General features: G+C 63.4%; 14 protein-coding genes. 7 read left to right on the forward strand and 7 right to left on the reverse strand.

Annotation, left to right across the window (positions count from 1 at the left end):
* Nucleotides 1-247: 247 nt before the first annotated feature.
* Both NKJ09_RS03745 and NKJ09_RS03750 read right to left on the reverse strand, forming a co-directional pair.
* Nucleotides 248-721 (reverse strand): methyltransferase family protein, encoded by a 474-nt coding sequence (locus NKJ09_RS03745; RefSeq protein ID WP_023716484.1) that lies wholly within the window; start codon nucleotides 719-721, stop codon nucleotides 248-250.
* Nucleotides 722-742: 21 nt separating this feature from the next.
* Nucleotides 743-1,636, reverse strand: a complete 894-nt coding sequence (locus tag NKJ09_RS03750) for an NAD(P)/FAD-dependent oxidoreductase (RefSeq protein ID WP_023716485.1) — start codon at nucleotides 1,634-1,636, stop codon at nucleotides 743-745.
* Between the two features lie 114 nt (nucleotides 1,637-1,750).
* On the opposite strand from NKJ09_RS03750, the gene NKJ09_RS03755 reads away from it, so the two are divergent.
* Both NKJ09_RS03755 and NKJ09_RS03760 read left to right on the forward strand, forming a co-directional pair.
* Nucleotides 1,751-2,398, forward strand: coding sequence for a TetR/AcrR family transcriptional regulator (locus tag NKJ09_RS03755; RefSeq protein WP_023716486.1), 648 nt, complete (start codon nucleotides 1,751-1,753; stop codon nucleotides 2,396-2,398).
* Nucleotides 2,399-2,719: 321 nt separating this feature from the next.
* A complete protein-coding gene (locus NKJ09_RS03760) occupies nucleotides 2,720-3,322 on the forward strand; it encodes a cupin domain-containing protein (RefSeq protein ID WP_352482348.1) in 603 nt (200 codons plus the stop codon).
* Between the two features lie 159 nt (nucleotides 3,323-3,481).
* Here the strand turns inward: NKJ09_RS03760 and NKJ09_RS03765 are convergent, their stop codons facing one another.
* The 3 genes from NKJ09_RS03765 to NKJ09_RS03775 form a co-directional block, all read right to left on the reverse strand.
* The gene (locus tag NKJ09_RS03765; RefSeq protein WP_352493856.1) at nucleotides 3,482-4,186 is read right to left on the reverse strand and encodes a hypothetical protein; all 705 of its coding nucleotides are present in this window, start codon (nucleotides 4,184-4,186) and stop codon (nucleotides 3,482-3,484) included.
* Between the two features lie 34 nt (nucleotides 4,187-4,220).
* Nucleotides 4,221-5,441 (reverse strand): coiled-coil domain-containing protein, encoded by a 1,221-nt coding sequence (locus tag NKJ09_RS03770; protein WP_352515651.1) that lies wholly within the window; start codon nucleotides 5,439-5,441, stop codon nucleotides 4,221-4,223.
* Between the two features lie 486 nt (nucleotides 5,442-5,927).
* Nucleotides 5,928-6,836, reverse strand: coding sequence for a hydrogen peroxide-inducible genes activator (locus tag NKJ09_RS03775; RefSeq protein ID WP_352482345.1), 909 nt, complete (start codon nucleotides 6,834-6,836; stop codon nucleotides 5,928-5,930).
* A 148-nt stretch (nucleotides 6,837-6,984) separates the two neighbouring features.
* On the opposite strand from NKJ09_RS03775, the gene katG reads away from it, so the two are divergent.
* Nucleotides 6,985-9,183, forward strand: a complete 2,199-nt coding sequence (gene katG / locus NKJ09_RS03780) for a catalase/peroxidase HPI (RefSeq protein ID WP_352493858.1) — start codon at nucleotides 6,985-6,987, stop codon at nucleotides 9,181-9,183.
* A 77-nt stretch (nucleotides 9,184-9,260) separates the two neighbouring features.
* Here the strand turns inward: katG and NKJ09_RS03785 are convergent, their stop codons facing one another.
* Nucleotides 9,261-9,938 carry an MIP/aquaporin family protein gene (locus NKJ09_RS03785; protein ID WP_023677138.1) on the reverse strand — a complete coding sequence of 226 codons (678 nt, stop codon included), beginning with the start codon at nucleotides 9,936-9,938 and terminating at the stop codon, nucleotides 9,261-9,263.
* Between the two features lie 348 nt (nucleotides 9,939-10,286).
* Between NKJ09_RS03785 and NKJ09_RS03790 the strand changes: the two genes are divergently transcribed.
* The 4 genes from NKJ09_RS03790 (at nucleotide 10,287) to guaA (ending at nucleotide 14,507) form a co-directional block, all read left to right on the forward strand.
* Complete coding sequence (locus tag NKJ09_RS03790) at nucleotides 10,287-11,576, forward strand: RsmB/NOP family class I SAM-dependent RNA methyltransferase (protein WP_352493859.1); 1,290 nt, start codon at nucleotides 10,287-10,289, stop codon at nucleotides 11,574-11,576.
* Nucleotides 11,577-11,721: 145 nt separating this feature from the next.
* A complete protein-coding gene (locus NKJ09_RS03795) occupies nucleotides 11,722-12,180 on the forward strand; it encodes a PaaI family thioesterase (RefSeq protein ID WP_023716493.1) in 459 nt (152 codons plus the stop codon).
* A 27-nt stretch (nucleotides 12,181-12,207) separates the two neighbouring features.
* A complete protein-coding gene (locus NKJ09_RS03800) occupies nucleotides 12,208-12,858 on the forward strand; it encodes a 5'-methylthioadenosine/S-adenosylhomocysteine nucleosidase (protein WP_023716494.1) in 651 nt (216 codons plus the stop codon).
* Nucleotides 12,859-12,944: 86 nt separating this feature from the next.
* Nucleotides 12,945-14,507, forward strand: a complete 1,563-nt coding sequence (gene guaA, locus NKJ09_RS03805; RefSeq protein ID WP_352482341.1) for a glutamine-hydrolyzing GMP synthase — start codon at nucleotides 12,945-12,947, stop codon at nucleotides 14,505-14,507.
* A gap of 262 nt (nucleotides 14,508-14,769) precedes the next feature.
* Here guaA and NKJ09_RS03810 read toward each other — a convergent pair whose 3' ends face one another.
* Entirely contained in the window at nucleotides 14,770-15,369 is a 600-nt protein-coding gene (locus NKJ09_RS03810; RefSeq protein WP_352493860.1) for an NADPH-dependent F420 reductase, read from the reverse strand.
* Between the last annotated feature and the right edge of the window lie 209 nt (nucleotides 15,370-15,578).

Consider the following 15,578-nt stretch of genomic DNA (forward strand, 5'->3'; position numbering starts at 1 on the left):
CGAAGGTGACGTGTTCGAACTCCATGTGTGTCAGGCTTCTCCAAGAGCGGTCGGACGAGCGATCCTGATGCTGGCCTCGGTGTCTCTGGTTTTGGACATGTGCGTCTCCTCAGGCGCCAGGTGTACTGCGTCAGCCGGCAGTCGGTTTCCGTGACACCGGCCCGCAACCTTCAGAATATGATAGCTCGCGGCAAGGAAGCCGGTGCTGGTTTATCAGAAGGCCCCGCAGGCGGCAGCGGCGGAATAGTCAGAGCCAGCGGCGAACCTCGGCCTTGTAGCGGCGGTAGTCGTCGCCGAACTTCGCTTCGAGATAGCGCTCCTCGCGGGCGATCACCTGCGTCTGGATCGCGATCAGCACCAACGGGAGCAAGGCGAAGGCGATCGGCCCGTCGAAGCCGATCGCAAGGCCGGAATAGATAAGCGCCATGCCGAGATACATGGGATTGCGGGTCCACCGATAAGGACCGGTCGTTGCGATGAGGGTCGTTGGCTGCGACGGCGGAACGTTGGTGCCCAGCCGCCGGAACAGCCCCGCCGCCGCAAGCATCATCGCCGCGCCGGCAACGAACAGCAGCGCGCCCGTCGCGACCAGCAACCGCCAGTCGATGCCGAAAGAGCGCAGGGTGACGAACCGCTCCGCCGCCAGCCCCAACAGCAGCGCTCCTAGATAGACGAAGGGCGGAGGGAAGCGCACACCCGCGCTGTCCGGTTCGACGGCCATGCTCATCTCCAATCTGTGCTCTCAAACAAGCATCGACTGCTGGGCTGAGATACCCGCCGTCGCGCCCTGCGATATTGCTGTGGTGACCGAAGCCATGGCTGGGTTTGCAAGATCGCCGGCGGCGTACATGCCGGGTATGCTGGTTTCGCGGCGCTCGTCGGCCTTCAGGGCGATGCCGAGGGGCGTATTGACCGTGGCGAGTCCCAGTGATTCATGCAGGCTTGCGGACGGCTTGTTGCGCGGATGCGCGAACAAGATATCGACTGCGACATCGGGGGCGGTATCGAGCTTGACGGTGGCATTGTGGCCCCTGTGGCGGGCGATTTCGGTGATCCGGCCATCAACGACAGGTATGTTGCGGCGCGCCAGATCGGCCCGGATATCGGGTGCAATGTCGTGACCATCGGCGAAGACCGTCAACGTGTCGGTCCAGTCGTGGTACAGCCTGACATAATTGTGCGACGGCGGGCCGGACCAGACGAGGCCCCAATGCTGGCCGGCGACTTCAAAGCCATCGCAATAGGGGCAGGGTACGATGGACGTGCCCCAGCCTTCGGCAAAGCCCGGAACATCAGGCATCTGGTCGGCAACGCCATAGCTCAGGATCAGTCGCAGCGCCCCAAGGCTTTCGCCAGCGCCAGTGAGGACAGAGAAATCGTCGATGGCGCCGGAGACCCTGTCGGCCCGGGCATTGACCAGCCTGATCGTGGGATAGCGCGCCAGCTGCTGCCGCGCTTCGGCCAGGATGTCCAGCGGTGGCTTGTGATCGTGGCCGAGCAGACCATGCGAGTGGCCGGCGAAGCGGTTGCGCGGCAGGCCGGTATCGAGAACGGTGACCTTGCGGCGGGCACGGCCGAGCTGCAGGGCGGCGGCGAGACCGGCAAAGCTGCCGCCGATGATGATGACGTCATCCATGGTGATGGGCTCCGTATGTGGATGAGGGGTTGGTTTGGGCCTGGCTTGCACATTTTTGACACTGCGTGGTATCGTAATTCAAGAATTATGATACTGTCAAGGACTGGAATTGTCGTGACCGAAAACAGCCAGGGCCGGCGCGGCCGGCCCGCCAATGAGGCGCTTGGCCAAACGATAGTCGACGCCGCGTGCGAACTCTTTGAGGAATTGGGTTTTCATGCGACGACATTGGACAAGGTCGCCCAGCGAGCGAAGATATCCAAGCTCAGCATCTATCGGCACTTCGAGAACAAGGAGGCGCTGTTCAGCGCGGCCATCGCGGCCCGCTGCCATCAGTTTGCACCACAGGCCCTTTTTGAAGGCGTCGACGGTTCGGCCGAAGATCAGCTCATGGCGGTGGGATCATCCCTGCTTCGCACGCTGTTGAACCCGGACGTCCGCAGTGTCGAAGCCATGATCATGGCCGACAAGACGAATCAAAAGTCGTTAAGCAAGCTCCATTACGAAGCCGGCCCCGCCCATGTCATCGCCCAAATCGAGGCCCTGTTGCGTCAGTTGCACGCGAAGGCGGTTCTGAACGTGACCGACCCTCTCCGGTCCGCCCGCTTGTTTGCCGCGCTTATCAAAGGATCCGATCTCCTGATTATCGCACGCTTCGATGAGGCGAGAGCAGAGGACGACAACGAAATCGAATCCTATTGCCGGTCGGCCGTCGCCATGTTCATCGCCGCGCACGGTGGCAACGACCACCCGGGCGGATAGCCTAGGAGTACTTGCATGATATTTGGGATGCTCGCATTGACATCAACGCGACTATTATCGTTGGGCAGCGGGCTGACCGGCGGAGTAACCGCTACCACCCCATTCGAGGCCTTAGTGCCGGCTTAGCAGACCGTCAGCTTTCGGGAAGCTGCAATGGTGGTCTGAACGGCAAAAATGCGGCGCAAAGCAGCCATTCAGGATTTGCCGGACCTTGTTGCGGAGCCGCCATGGTGCAGATCGCGGAACTCTAACCCTAGCGGAACCAACCGCCACGCAGCCGATTAACCGGCATGGAGCTCCAAACCACCCAAGGGCCACCCCATGAGCATTCTGCAAACCACGAAGAAGGCCGTCGAGCAGGTCACCGGCATCGCCAGGCCAGACAGGCGAGAGGTCGCCGACCTCCTGAGGCCGCGCAAAGCGAATGCATTTCGGTTCAGGGATGACGGGCTGGTGCCCAACCATCCGTTCTGGCCGCTGGTCGTCTATCGCGGCGCCGTGACGCTGCCCGAAGACTTCGATCCGGCGGCTGTCATGGAGGCGCTTTTTGAAGCCAATGGCTGGGGCGATAGCTGGCGCAACGGCATCTACAACTACGTTCACTACCATTCGCGCATACATGAGGTGCTGGGCGTCGCGCGCGGCACGGCCAAGGTTCGCTTTGGCGGCAAGATGGGACGAACGCTGTCGCTGAAGGCCGGCGACGTCGCGGTGCTTCCGGCCGGCACCGGGCACCAGCGTCTTTCCGCATCCGACGATTTTCTAGTCGTCGGCGCCTATCCTCAATCCGGCACCTATGACCTGTGCACGACTGCCGCCTACCATGCCAAGGCGGTCGTAACGATCCCCAAGGTTGGCCGGCCGCGCAAGGACCCTGTCTATGGAAGCAAAGGCCCGTTGCTCGCAGCCTGGGAAAGCGACTGAAGTCGTTCCTTTCGAAGGGGCTTGCGGGTTCGCTTCGGGGCTCAAACCGAACCTTTGACCAACACCTCCGGCGCCACCGACGAAGAAGGCCGCCTTGTAGATGGCGAAGCGGATCGTGCCGCTGTCGGCGTGCGGCAGCGCCGGCAATCAGGCTTGGTACTATATTATTGCAATGACCCTGCCCGACCCATCGAGGCGACAACTGACTTGCGCCTGTCGGACTTCGATGCCACCCTTTCTTGCGTAGTCTATTCGCACCTCGATCGGCGCCGTGAGTGCACCCCGAAGTTGACGCAAGGCGCCTGCGCTTACCGCGTGGACACGGACGGCGCCAAGCGGCGTCGCAGCGGCCATGATCGCCGCGCGGCAGGCTCGCACCACCGCAACCGGCGTACCGGGTTTCGCTGTCAGTGGTCCCAGAGATCCAAAGGGATACCCCTTGGTGGAGTCACCCCCACCGGCTTTGGAAGGCCTGAGGACGGGTGGCAGGACGATGGATTGCCTGGCGGTCTTGGCAGAGGAAGGGGCTGTCACTGCAGTCGAACTGTCGGGTGCGGTAGCCGCTTCATTTTCGGCGGACGGATCGTCGCCCACACTGGCACTTGTGCTTGTGTCACCAATGTTGCCGCTGGCACTAACGCCTGCGTCGACTGATCCGTCATCTGCACCGACCGAAGCTCCAACATTTGCTCCGCCTACGCCGTCGACGCTCGTGCTCGCCCCCACAGATACGCCTTGCGAACCGGCGCTCACTCCAGCACTGACCCCGACACCGCCGGCCCTACCGCCCACACCTGCTTCAAGAGCCGAGGCAGGCCCAATTGTGATCCCGATCGTCAACGCGGCTGCGACATACTTGTTCATTGTCATCTCCCCTGCGGCTTTCGCTCCCTAGTCTTCACTGGCGCGGCTCGCCGCTTTTGGATGGCCGTGTTGGAAGCAATGCGGCGGGAAGAGGTATGGTTGCCAGCAGAGCAGTTTGTGGCGACTTTTGGACCTTCACTTTCTGTTTTTTCGGCAAGCCCGGTTTACGGGCTGGTTGGGCGCCCGTACGTGCTTTCGGCGCGCGCTCCACAGCCGCAGTGCGACGCTTACCCTTGACAATATCAATTGCCTGACGCGCGGCACTGAGGCTGCGGGCTAGACCGATAGCCCTTTCACGCTCCTGGTCCAGAGCGGCACTCAATTCTACCGAGTTCTGCTTTAAAGCATCGCGTTCCTGGCGAACAATATCGAGGTCACGTACAGCTGAATCTGCTCGTTCGTGTCCCCGTTCGAGTGTTTCTCGAGCCTGCTTTAGAGCGGCCTCGGCCACCTGTCGGTCCCTTATGGCGTTGGCCTGCTCGACGGCTGCCAGATTTGCGCCTTTCTTAAGAGCATCGATAGTTTGGCGAGCCGTGGTAAGTTCTTGTTCCAAGAGCTCAACCTTGTGCCGCTCGTCATCAAGCGTTCGCTTCGCAGCAAGCTGGGATGCGTCCATAGAGGGGTGCGCTCCAAGCGCGGCAGCCTTCTCGCTGTTCCAGAGACTGGCTTCGGCCCTGTAGCTTTCGATAACGCGCTGCGCGGCCTCCAGATCGAGCGCGAGCGCTTCGTCTGTTCGCTGCTGCTCATTTAGGGCTTGTGCTTGCTGAGCCACCGTGTCTGCCAGTACGTGTGCCTGGGCGCTTAGCTCACGTGCGCCGCGCTGCATAGCGTCCAGCTCCGCTCGTGCTGCGGCCAATTCGCGGCGTAAAGCCTCCTCATGCTCGCCGAGCGGCGTTTGCGCGCCCTCCTTGAGTGCCCGTGTTTTGAGTGCCTGCGCTTCGCTGAGCACCAGCTCTCTAGATATACGGGATCCCAGCGCGCTCGGTTGTGGCTTGCCCGGTTCTTTGCCGACCTTGGTGTGTTCGGAAACCACGACCGACGAGCTGTCGTTAGCTGTGGCAACCGCTGACGCTTCGGGCGCCAACTGACCATTTGCCGGAGATCCCAACAGCAGAACGAGGCATAACGGAATGAGGGATGGTATGGCGTTGCACCCCCTGCCGCGTATCTCGTGAAGTAAAATCAAGGGCCGTCGTTTAATAAAGGTGAAGTCACAGCGGAGACATTTTGACCTGGTACTCTGCGCATGATTCATCACTGAACCTCACCGATCGCGGCCCTCACCGCTATTGTATTCTCCACTTACTGCACGCCGCGGATGCCGCACCAAAAAGATCAATGCTAGTCAAGCACCCTCGGCACCGCCAAAGCACGGAATTGCGCGCAAGGCTGTTTCCTATTTCCTTAGTTGTCATCATTCGAACAAACGGGACTTTCGGCTTTCGGGATGACCATCTTCCCTTCCCAACGGCTGTGATGCGGCGCAAAGCAGCCATTCAGGTGCGAAGGTCGACTTCGGGTCAACACCAGACTTCCGCTGGATGGTACGGCGCACCTCACCCGCCAGCACCGCCGCTTCCAATCGGGATGATCTTCGCAAGCTGGATGCATTCATCGTGCCGGACCTTGGTGGGGAGCCGCATGGCGGCTTGCTCGCCGCCTGGGAAAGGGACTGAAGTCGTCCCTTTCGAAGAGGCTTGCGGGTCCGCTTCGGGGCTAACCGGACCCAACATCCGCCGCTCTACGCCGCCAGCACCGCCGCATCCAGCCCGCGAATAATCTTCGCCAACTCCACACATTCGTCGTGCCGCACCTTGTTGCGCCGCCATGCTAGGCAGATCGTGCGTTGCGGCATCGGTTCCTGGAACGGCACGATCTTCAGATCGGGGATAGTGCTGGCCGGTCCTGTCGCCATTTCCGGGATGAGCGTGACGCCGAGCCCGTGCGCCACCATTTGCAGCAGCGTCGTCAGGCTGGTCGCGCCGTAGCTTGCCATTGCCACCGGCCGCACGCTGCCGCAGACGGCGAGCGCCTGTTCGCGCAGGCAGTGGCCTTCCTCCAGCAGCATCAGCCGCTCCAGCGCCGGGCTTTCCGGCGGCACCGGCGGTGAGGCGAAGGCGGGATCGCCGGCCGGCACGGCCAGGAAGAACCGGTCGGAGAACAGCGCCTCGGTGACCAGGCCTGGGTAATCGAGAGGCAGCGCCGCGACGAAGGCGTCGAGCTTTCCCGAAGCCGTGTCCTCGACCAGAGAGGCGGTCACCGCCTCGCGCAATTCGAGCTGCAATGCCGGGAAATGCCGTTTCAGTTCCGGCAGCACATGCGGCAAGAGATAGGGCGCCACCGTCGGGATGATGCCGAGCCGGAAGCGGCCTTCCATCGCCGGGCGGCCGCGCCGGGCCGTCGCCTCGACGTCGCTGATATCGGCAAGAATGCGCTCGATGCGCGGCAGCAGGGCCTGCGCCTCGTCGGTCATCCGCACCGATTTGCCGCCGCGCTCGAACAACCGGCAATTGAGCCGCAGCTCCATCTCGGCGATCTGCGAAGAAAGCGCCGGCTGGCTGACGCCGGCGAGTTTGGCGGCGCGGCCGAAATGCAGCGTCTGCGCCAGCGCTTCGAAATAATGCATCTGCCGGACGGTCAAGCCAATCATAAGGAAAACCTATCAGAATAAACAGCAAAGGCAATTTGTCTTTATCGGCTGGGCAGGCTAGTCTGGAACCATTCCAGAATGGCGCGGCTGCTGGCCCTGCCCGGAAAATCAACAAAATCCCGGAAAATCAACAAAATCGGAGGCAAAGATGGACGCGAAAACCGACGACAACAGCGCCGGCAAATGCCCGGTCCCACATGGATCGGCCAGGAGGAGCAATCGTGACTGGTGGCCGAACCAGCTTGACCTTGCCGTCCTCCACCAGCAGTCCAGCCTCTCGGACCCGATGGACGAGGACTTCGACTACGCCAAGGAATTCAAGAGCCTCGATCTCGATGCGGTGATCAGGGATCTGCACCAGGTGATGACCGATTCGCAGGATTGGTGGCCGGCCGATTTCGGCCATTACGGCCCGCTCTTCATCCGCATGGCCTGGCACAGCGCCGGCACCTATCGCATCGGCGATGGCCGTGGCGGCGCCGGCGCCGGCCAGCAGCGTTTCGCGCCGCTCAACAGCTGGCCGGACAACGCCAATCTCGACAAGGCGCGCCGGCTGCTGTGGCCGGTCAAGCAGAAATACGGCCGCAAGATCTCCTGGGCCGACCTGTTGATCCTCACCGGCAACGTCGCGCTGGAATCGATGGGCTTCAAGACCTTCGGCTTCGCCGGCGGGCGCGCCGATGTCTGGGAACCCGAGCAGGACGTGGACTGGGGGTCGGAAACCAAGTGGCTCGACGACGAGCGCTATTCCGGCGACCGCGAACTTCAGGGCCATCTCGGCGCCGTGCAGATGGGGCTGATCTACGTCAACCCGGAAGGGCCGAACGGCACGCCCGATCCATTGGCCTCGGCACGCGACATCCGCGAAACCTTCGCCCGCATGGCCATGAACGATGAGGAAACCGTGGCGCTCATCGCCGGCGGCCACACCTTCGGCAAGACCCACGGCGCCGGCGATGCGTCGCTGGTCGGGGCGGAGCCGGAAGGCGCAGGCATCGAAGCGCAGGGCCTCGGGTGGTCGAGCAAGCATGCCACCGGCATTGCCGGCGATGCCATCACCTCGGGCCTCGAGGTGACGTGGACCACGACGCCGACCAAATGGAGCAACAACTTCTTCGACAATCTGTTCAACTACGAATGGGAACTGACCAAGAGCCCGGCCGGCGCCCATCAGTGGACACCGAAGGGCGGCGCCGGTGCAGGCACCGTGCCGGATGCGCACGATGCCTCGAAGCGCCGCGCCCCGGCGATGCTGACCACCGACCTCGCGCTACGCGTCGACCCGGCCTACGAGAAGATCTCGCGGCGCTTCCATGAGAATCCGGATCAGTTCGCCGATGCCTTCGCCCGCGCCTGGTTCAAGCTGACCCATCGCGACATGGGTCCCGTCGTCCGCTATCTCGGCCCGCTCGTGCCGAAGGAAGAGCTGATCTGGCAGGATCCGATACCGGCAGTCGACCACGAACTGGTCGGCGAACAGGATATCGCCTCGCTGAAGGCGAAGATCCTGGCCTCCGGCCTGTCCGTGTCCGAGCTGGTCTCGACCGCCTGGGCCTCGGCCTCGACTTTCCGCGGCTCCGACAAGCGCGGCGGCGCCAACGGCGCCCGCATCCAACTGGCGCCGCAGAAGGACTGGGAGGTCAACCAGCCGGCGCAGCTGGCCAACGTGCTCGAAAAGCTCGAAGGCATCCAGAGCGAGTTTAACGCCGGGCAGTCCGGCGACAAGAAAGTCTCGCTTGCCGACCTCATCGTTCTCGGCGGCGTCGCCGCGGTCGAGAAGGCGGCGAAAGACGGCGGCCATGACGTCAAGGTGCCGTTCACGCCAGGCCGCATGGACGCCTCGCAGGAACAGACCGATGTCCAGTCCTTCGCCGCGCTCGAGCCGAAAGTCGATGGCTTCCGCAACTACGTCAGGGGCAAGCCGCCGATGTCGGTTGAAGCGATGCTGGTCGACCGGGCGCAGCTGCTGACCTTGACGGCGCCGGAGATGACTGTGCTCGTCGGCGGCTTGCGGGTGCTCGGCGCCAACACCAGCCAGTCGAAGCACGGGGTGTTCACCGACAGGCCGGGCACGTTGACCAACGATTTCTTCGTCAACCTGCTCAGCATGAATACGGTCTGGGATCCGGCCGCCGGCTCCGTTGAAGTCTACCAAGCGCGCGACCGCAAGACCAAGGCGGTCAAGTGGACCGGCACCCGCGCCGACCTGATCTTCGGCTCGCACGCGCAGTTGCGTGCACTTGCCGAGGTTTACGGCTCGGCCGACGCCGGGCAGAAGTTCGTCAGGGATTTCGCCGCGGCCTGGACCAAGGTGATGAACGCCGACCGTTTTGACCTCGCGGCCTGATCCAGCACACGAAGTTCTCGACGCAACAAAAAAGGCGCGGGCCTCGACCCGCGCCTTTTCGTTGGGCCTCCGAAAAGTCAGTCCTTCTCGAAAATGCCGGCCTTGGCAACCACGCCGGCAATGGCGCCGCCGATCAGCGGCGCGACGATGAACAGCCACAGCTGGCCGATCGCCGCAGTTCCCGAAAACAGCGCCGGTCCGATCGAACGGGCCGGGTTGAGCGATGTGCCGGTCACCGGGATGATGGCGAAATGCAGGCCGGCCAGCGTCAGGCCGATTACGAGGCCGGCGAAGGCCGTGGTGTGCTTGGCGTTGGTGACGCCGAGGATCACCGTGACGAAGGTGAAGGTTCCGATCAGCTCCCACAGGAAGGCCGAGCTGACGCCCCATTTCGTCACGTCCCAGCCATTGGCGCCGAAGCCGCCGGTGTGGCCGCCGACCTGTCCGGAGACGATGATCCACAGTGCCAGCGATGCGATGATGGCGCCGATGACCTGCGCGATCCAGTAGGGAATGACGTCCCTGGCCGGCATCCGCCCGGCGAGGAACACACCGAGCGTCACCGCCGGATTGAGGTGCGCGCCGGAAATCGGGCCGATCGCATAGGCCGCCGCAATCAGGCCGATGCCGAATGCCAGACCGATACCTTCCTGGCCAAGCGGCAGCGCGCCGCCGAAGCCGCCCGTCACCACCGAAGCCGTGCCGATGAACACCAATAGAAACGTGCCTAGAACTTCCGCCAGATAAGTTTTCATTGCCCTCTCCTCGTATCGACCCGCGGCTCCGCCTTTTTCTGCGACGCGAATCACCGCGCAAAGAGTATTCGCAACCGCAAAAGTTGCAAAGCAGAGCAGTTGCACCAGCCGGCGTGCTTGCGCCCGCCAGACAAGAACATTAGAAGCTTGTAATATATTGATCGAATTATTTGGTTCCGCATGCCGACGCCCGCTTGGTGGCGGCGGCTCGCGATGCACGAACCCACATTCGTCACCCGCCTTGCATGGATTGTCTCGCCGTCGGGGAAACAGAACTGTTTCAATCAGGACACGAAAAGCTCTAAGAGCAGGGCCGGATTTTATTTTGCTGAGTAATGGAAGACGACAATGAGACTGGGCGGGCGGCTGGCGGCAGCCATCGAAGTGCTTGACGACATTGGCCGGCGCCACCGGCCGGTGGCCGATGCGCTGAAGGACTGGGGCCTGTCGCACCGCTTCGCCGGTGGCGGCGACCGCGCCGCGATCGGCAACATCGTCTATGACGCGCTGCGCCGCAAGCGCTCGGCCGGCTGGCTGTTGGGCGAAGACACGCCGCGCGCCATCGGCTTCGGCGCGCTGCTGCTCGAGTGGGGCCAGACGGCGCAGTCGCTGAACGAGGCGCTCGAGGGCGACAAGTTCGCGCCGCCGCTGCTGAACGCCGACGAATTGAAAACCCTCGCCGCTCGCCGGCTCACCGACGCGCCGCCGGCTGTCAGGGCAGACATCCCTGACTGGTGCATGCCGCTGTTCGAGCGGGCGTTCGGCACGGCCTGGGTGGAAGAGGGTGCCGCGCTTGGCACTCGCCCGCCGCTCGACCTCAGGGTCAACACGCTCAAGGCCGATCGTGGCAAGGTGCTGGCGGAATTGGCGGAGACCGGCGCCAAGCCTGCGCGGATCGCGCCGCACGGCATCCGCATCCCGCCGATCGACGGCGACGGCAGGCACCCGAACGTGCAGGCCGAACCGGCCTTCCAGAAAGGCTGGTTCGAGGTTCAGGACGAAGGTTCGCAGATTGCAGCCGAACTGGCCGGCGCCGAGCCTGGCATGCAGGTGCTCGACTTTTGTGCCGGCGCCGGCGGCAAGACGCTGGCGCTGTCCGCGGCGATGGACAATCGCGGCCAGATCTTCGCCCACGATGCCGAGAAGGCAAGGCTGGCGCCGATATTCGACCGCATCCGCCGCTCGGAAAACCGCAATGTGCAGATCGTCACCAAGCCGGCCGAGCTTGCGCCGCTCGGCAAGCACATGGATATCGTCCTGATCGATGCGCCCTGTACCGGCAGCGGCACGTGGCGGCGCCGGCCGGATGCCAAATGGCGGCTGACGCAAAGGCAGCTCGACGCCCGCAAGGGCGAGCAGGAGACGATACTCGATGCCGCCAAGGACTTCGTCAAACCCGGCGGCCTGCTGGTCTACATCACCTGTTCGGTGTTCGACGAGGAGAATGGCGACCAGGTTTCGGCCTTCCGGGACCGCCATCCCGGCTTTGTCCCGGTCGATCACCGCCAGCTTTGGGACAGCCGTTTTGCGGGCCACGAAGCGGCAGTGCGTATTGGCGCCGCGGGCGGCATTTCGCTGTCGCCGTTGCTGAGCGGCACCGACGGCTTTTATTTCTGCGCGCTGCGGCGGGCTGGCTGAACGGTTGCCGGATGTCGCCGATCTCGCTTCTTATCAGCAGGTTTAGCCAATTGCTGCAGTGCAGCATTTGCGATTGCCTGCCGCCCACCCCTCTGCGATAAATGCCTCTGCAATAAGATTTGTCGAGAAACGAAGGGCGACGGCCATGGCAGCAAAGATCGTTCCTGCTCCCGATTATGAGGACCGCGTCAGGACGTCCTTCGCGCGCCAGAACGCGATGATGACGATTGGCGCCGAGCTGACGCTGGTGACGCCCGGTATCATCGAGATCGAAATGCCCTATTCGTCGGCACTGACCCAGCAGCACGGCTTTCTTCATGCCGGCGTCATTTCGACGGCTCTCGATTCGGCCTGTGGCTATGCGGCATTCTCGCTGATGCCGGAAAATTCCGGCGTGCTGACCATCGAGTTCAAGGTCAATCTGCTGGCGCCCGGCCGGGGCGAGCGCTTCCTGTTCCGCGGCTCGGTGACCAAGCCCGGTCGCACCATTATCGTCGCCGATGGCCAGGCCTATGCGTTCGCCACCGACGGCGAGGCCAAGTTGATCGCCACGATGACCGGAACGATGATGACGGTGCTCGGCCGCGACGATATCGAGGGCTGAGGAACGGGCAGGGGAGGACAGACGATCATGGCCGGCAAGACACCTGGTGAGCTCACCCTGATTTCCGGCAAGTCCGTTCTCTTCGTCATGGCGGCCGAAGCCGAATACGGCCCACACTTGCAGCGGCTGTTCACGCCGCTGATGACCGGCGTCGGGCCGGTCGAGGCCGGCGTCGGGCTCAGCGCCGAACTGTCCCGGCTGCACGCCGGGAAGGCGCTGCCGGATCTGGTCGTGTCGCTCGGTTCGGCGGGCAGCCGGATGCTGGAGCAGACGGAAATCTACCAGGCCGTTTCGGTCGCCTACCGCGACATGGACGCTTCGCCCTTGGGTTTCGAGAAGGGCGCCACGCCGTTTCTCGACCTGCCTGTCGGTGTGCCGCTACCGTTCAGGATACCGGGCATCAGGCCGGCGACGCTGTCCACCGGCGCGGCAATCGTCTCCGGCGCCGCCTACGACGCGGTCGCCGCTGATATGGTCGACATGGAGACCTTCGCCTGCCTGCGCGCCTGTCAGCTGTTCGACGTGCCGCTTATCGGCCTGCGCGGCATTTCCGACGGGGCGGCCGATCTGAGACACGTCGGCGACTGGACGGAATACCTGCATGTCATCGACGAGAAGCTGGCCGGGGCGGTGCAACTGCTGGAACAGGCGATCGCGTCTGACACGCTGCAGTTTTGACCTGTCCCATTAAGATGCGGATTCGGAGTGAGAGAGACGCCCCGCAACCCATTGCGCCGACTCGTTTCTTTCTTTAAACGCTCGCCATGAAAACAGCCAATCATCCCGACACCGTCCTGATTGTCGATTTCGGCAGCCAGTTCACTCAGCTGATTGCCCGCCGCATTCGCGAGGCCGGCGTCTTTTCCGAGATCGTGCCCTTCCAGTCGGCTGAGGCGGCGTTCAAGCGCATCAATCCAAAGGCGGTGATCCTGTCCGGCGGTCCGGCCTCGACCAGCGACATCGGCAGTCCGCGCGCGCCACAGATCGTCTTCGACGCCGGCGTGCCGGTGCTCGGCATCTGCTATGGCCAGATGGCGATGTGCGTGCAGATGGGCGGCGTCGCCGAAAGCTCCGACCATCGCGAGTTCGGCCGCGCCTTCGTCGAGATCGCCAAGGACAGCCCGTTGTTCGAGGGCCTGTGGGCGCCCGGCCAGCGCCACCAGGTGTGGATGAGCCATGGCGACCGTGTCATCTCCCTGCCGAAGGGATTCGAGGTGCTCGGAAAATCGGAGGGCTCGCCCTTCGCCATCTTCGGCAATGTCGAGCGCAAGATGTACGGCCTCATGTTCCACCCCGAAGTGGTGCACACGCCGGACGGCGCCAGGCTGCTCCAAAACTTCGTCCACAACATCGCCGGCATCGAAGGCGACTGGACGATGCGGGCCTACCGTGAGCACGCGGTCGAGACGATCCGCAAGCAGGTTGGCAAGGGCAAGGTGATCTGCGCGCTTTCGGGCGGCGTCGATTCCTCGGTCGCGGCCCTGCTGATCCACGAGGCGGTCGGCGATCAGCTGACCTGCATCCTCGTCGACCACGGGCTGATGCGCAAGGACGAGGCGGCCGGCGTGGTGGAGATGTTTCGCCAGCACTACAATCTGCCGCTGATCCTGGTCGATGCTTCGGACCGTTTTATCGGCGCGCTCGAGGGCGAGTCGGATCCGGAGAAGAAGCGCAAGACCATCGGCCGGCTGTTCATTGAAGTGTTCGAGGAGGAGGCCGAGAAGCTCGGCGGCGCCGATTTCCTGGCGCAAGGCACGCTCTATCCCGACGTCATCGAAAGCGTCTCTTTCACCGGCGGACCGTCGGTGACGATCAAGTCGCACCACAATGTCGGAGGCCTACCCGCGCGCATGAACATGCAGCTGGTCGAGCCGCTGCGCGAATTGTTCAAGGACGAGGTGAGGGCGCTCGGGAAGGAGCTCGGCCTGCCCGACAGCTTCATCGGCCGGCATCCGTTCCCCGGCCCCGGTCTCGCCATCCGCTGCCCGGGCGGCATCACCCGCGAAAAGCTGGAGATCCTGCGTGAGGCCGATGCCATCTATCTGGATGAGATCCGCAAGGCCGGCCTCTACGACGCCATCTGGCAGGCCTTCGCCGTGCTGCTGCCGGTGCAGACCGTCGGCGTGATGGGTGACGGCCGCACCTACGAATTCGTCTGCGCGCTGCGCGCCGTCACCTCGGTAGATGGCATGACTGCGGATTTCTACCACTACGACATGGCATTCCTGGGCGCCGCCGCCACCCGCATCATCAACGAGGTGCGCGGCATTAACCGCGTCGTCTACGACGTGACGAGCAAACCGCCAGGCACGATCGAGTGGGAGTGAGGAGGGAGTGCGGTGGAGTAGTATCGGATAGCAGAGGACACTCGAGCGAATCCTAGGCCATCGATAGCAGCCGATAGGTTCTAGGCGACCGGCAGATCTGCCGCTGTGTCGGGCGTCTCCCCGCTCTTCGAACGGCGCCCATACCCCGTCGGGCCCACCCCAACCTTCGCGACTTTGTGGCCTTCAAATATTCGGTCGCGCGCTGCTCGAAGAAGTTAGCGCGCGACCAGTTCTCGGCGTCGACCACACGGTCGTAGATCGATTACTGCTCCTTCTTGAACAGGTCCTGGAAGATGAGCTGGCCCCACGTGCGGCCGCGTGCGTGAACCAGCGCGCCACCCTCGCTGAGCTTTCCCAGCTTGACGGGTGCGAACCCGAGTTGTTTGGCCAAGGCCGCCACCGGAGCGGTCGCGTCCTCGTCGTCGCTCGACAGAAAGACGACCCGGTGCACGCCCTCGACGATCGGATCGGCAGCCAGGGTGGCCGCAATCAGGTGATTGAACCCTTTCACGAATTTGGCGCCGGTGAACGCCTTCGCGACGAAGGCGGAGGACGGGAGACCGTCCAGCTCTTCAGGGACTGGAAACGCGTTCATCGCGTCGATGACCGTCTTGCCTTTCCAGCTCGGCAGGGCCTTCGCAACCTCGCGATGCTCCCCGAACGGGACCGCCAAGATGATTGTGTCGGCCTCGAGTGCATCCCGCAGCGACTTGGCGACGACCGTGGGTCCAATCGCCCGAGCCTGCGGCGCCAGCGCCTCGGGCGGCCGGCGGCTCGCGACGGTCACGTCGATGTTTTTACGGGCGAAGGCGTGGGCGAGGGCCTGGCCTACCGCACCGAATCCTACAATCGCATAGCTCATAATACTTCTCCGATCCGTGTTGGTCTTGATTCCCCGGCCCTCAACGGCGCTGGGTTATCCGTTTCGCTGCATGGCGACCTTCGCGAGATCTTCGGACTGCCACCCCAAGCGATGCGCGTCATCGGTTCGAATTCCTGAATTGACGCGTAGACGTCCTGCCGTGAACGACTTCCGCGCGGCCGGACGGTCAGCCGCGCGGCAGGCAAGCC

This window comes from Mesorhizobium sp. M0189, assembly GCF_040322135.1.
Classification (GTDB): domain Bacteria; phylum Pseudomonadota; class Alphaproteobacteria; order Rhizobiales; family Rhizobiaceae; genus Mesorhizobium.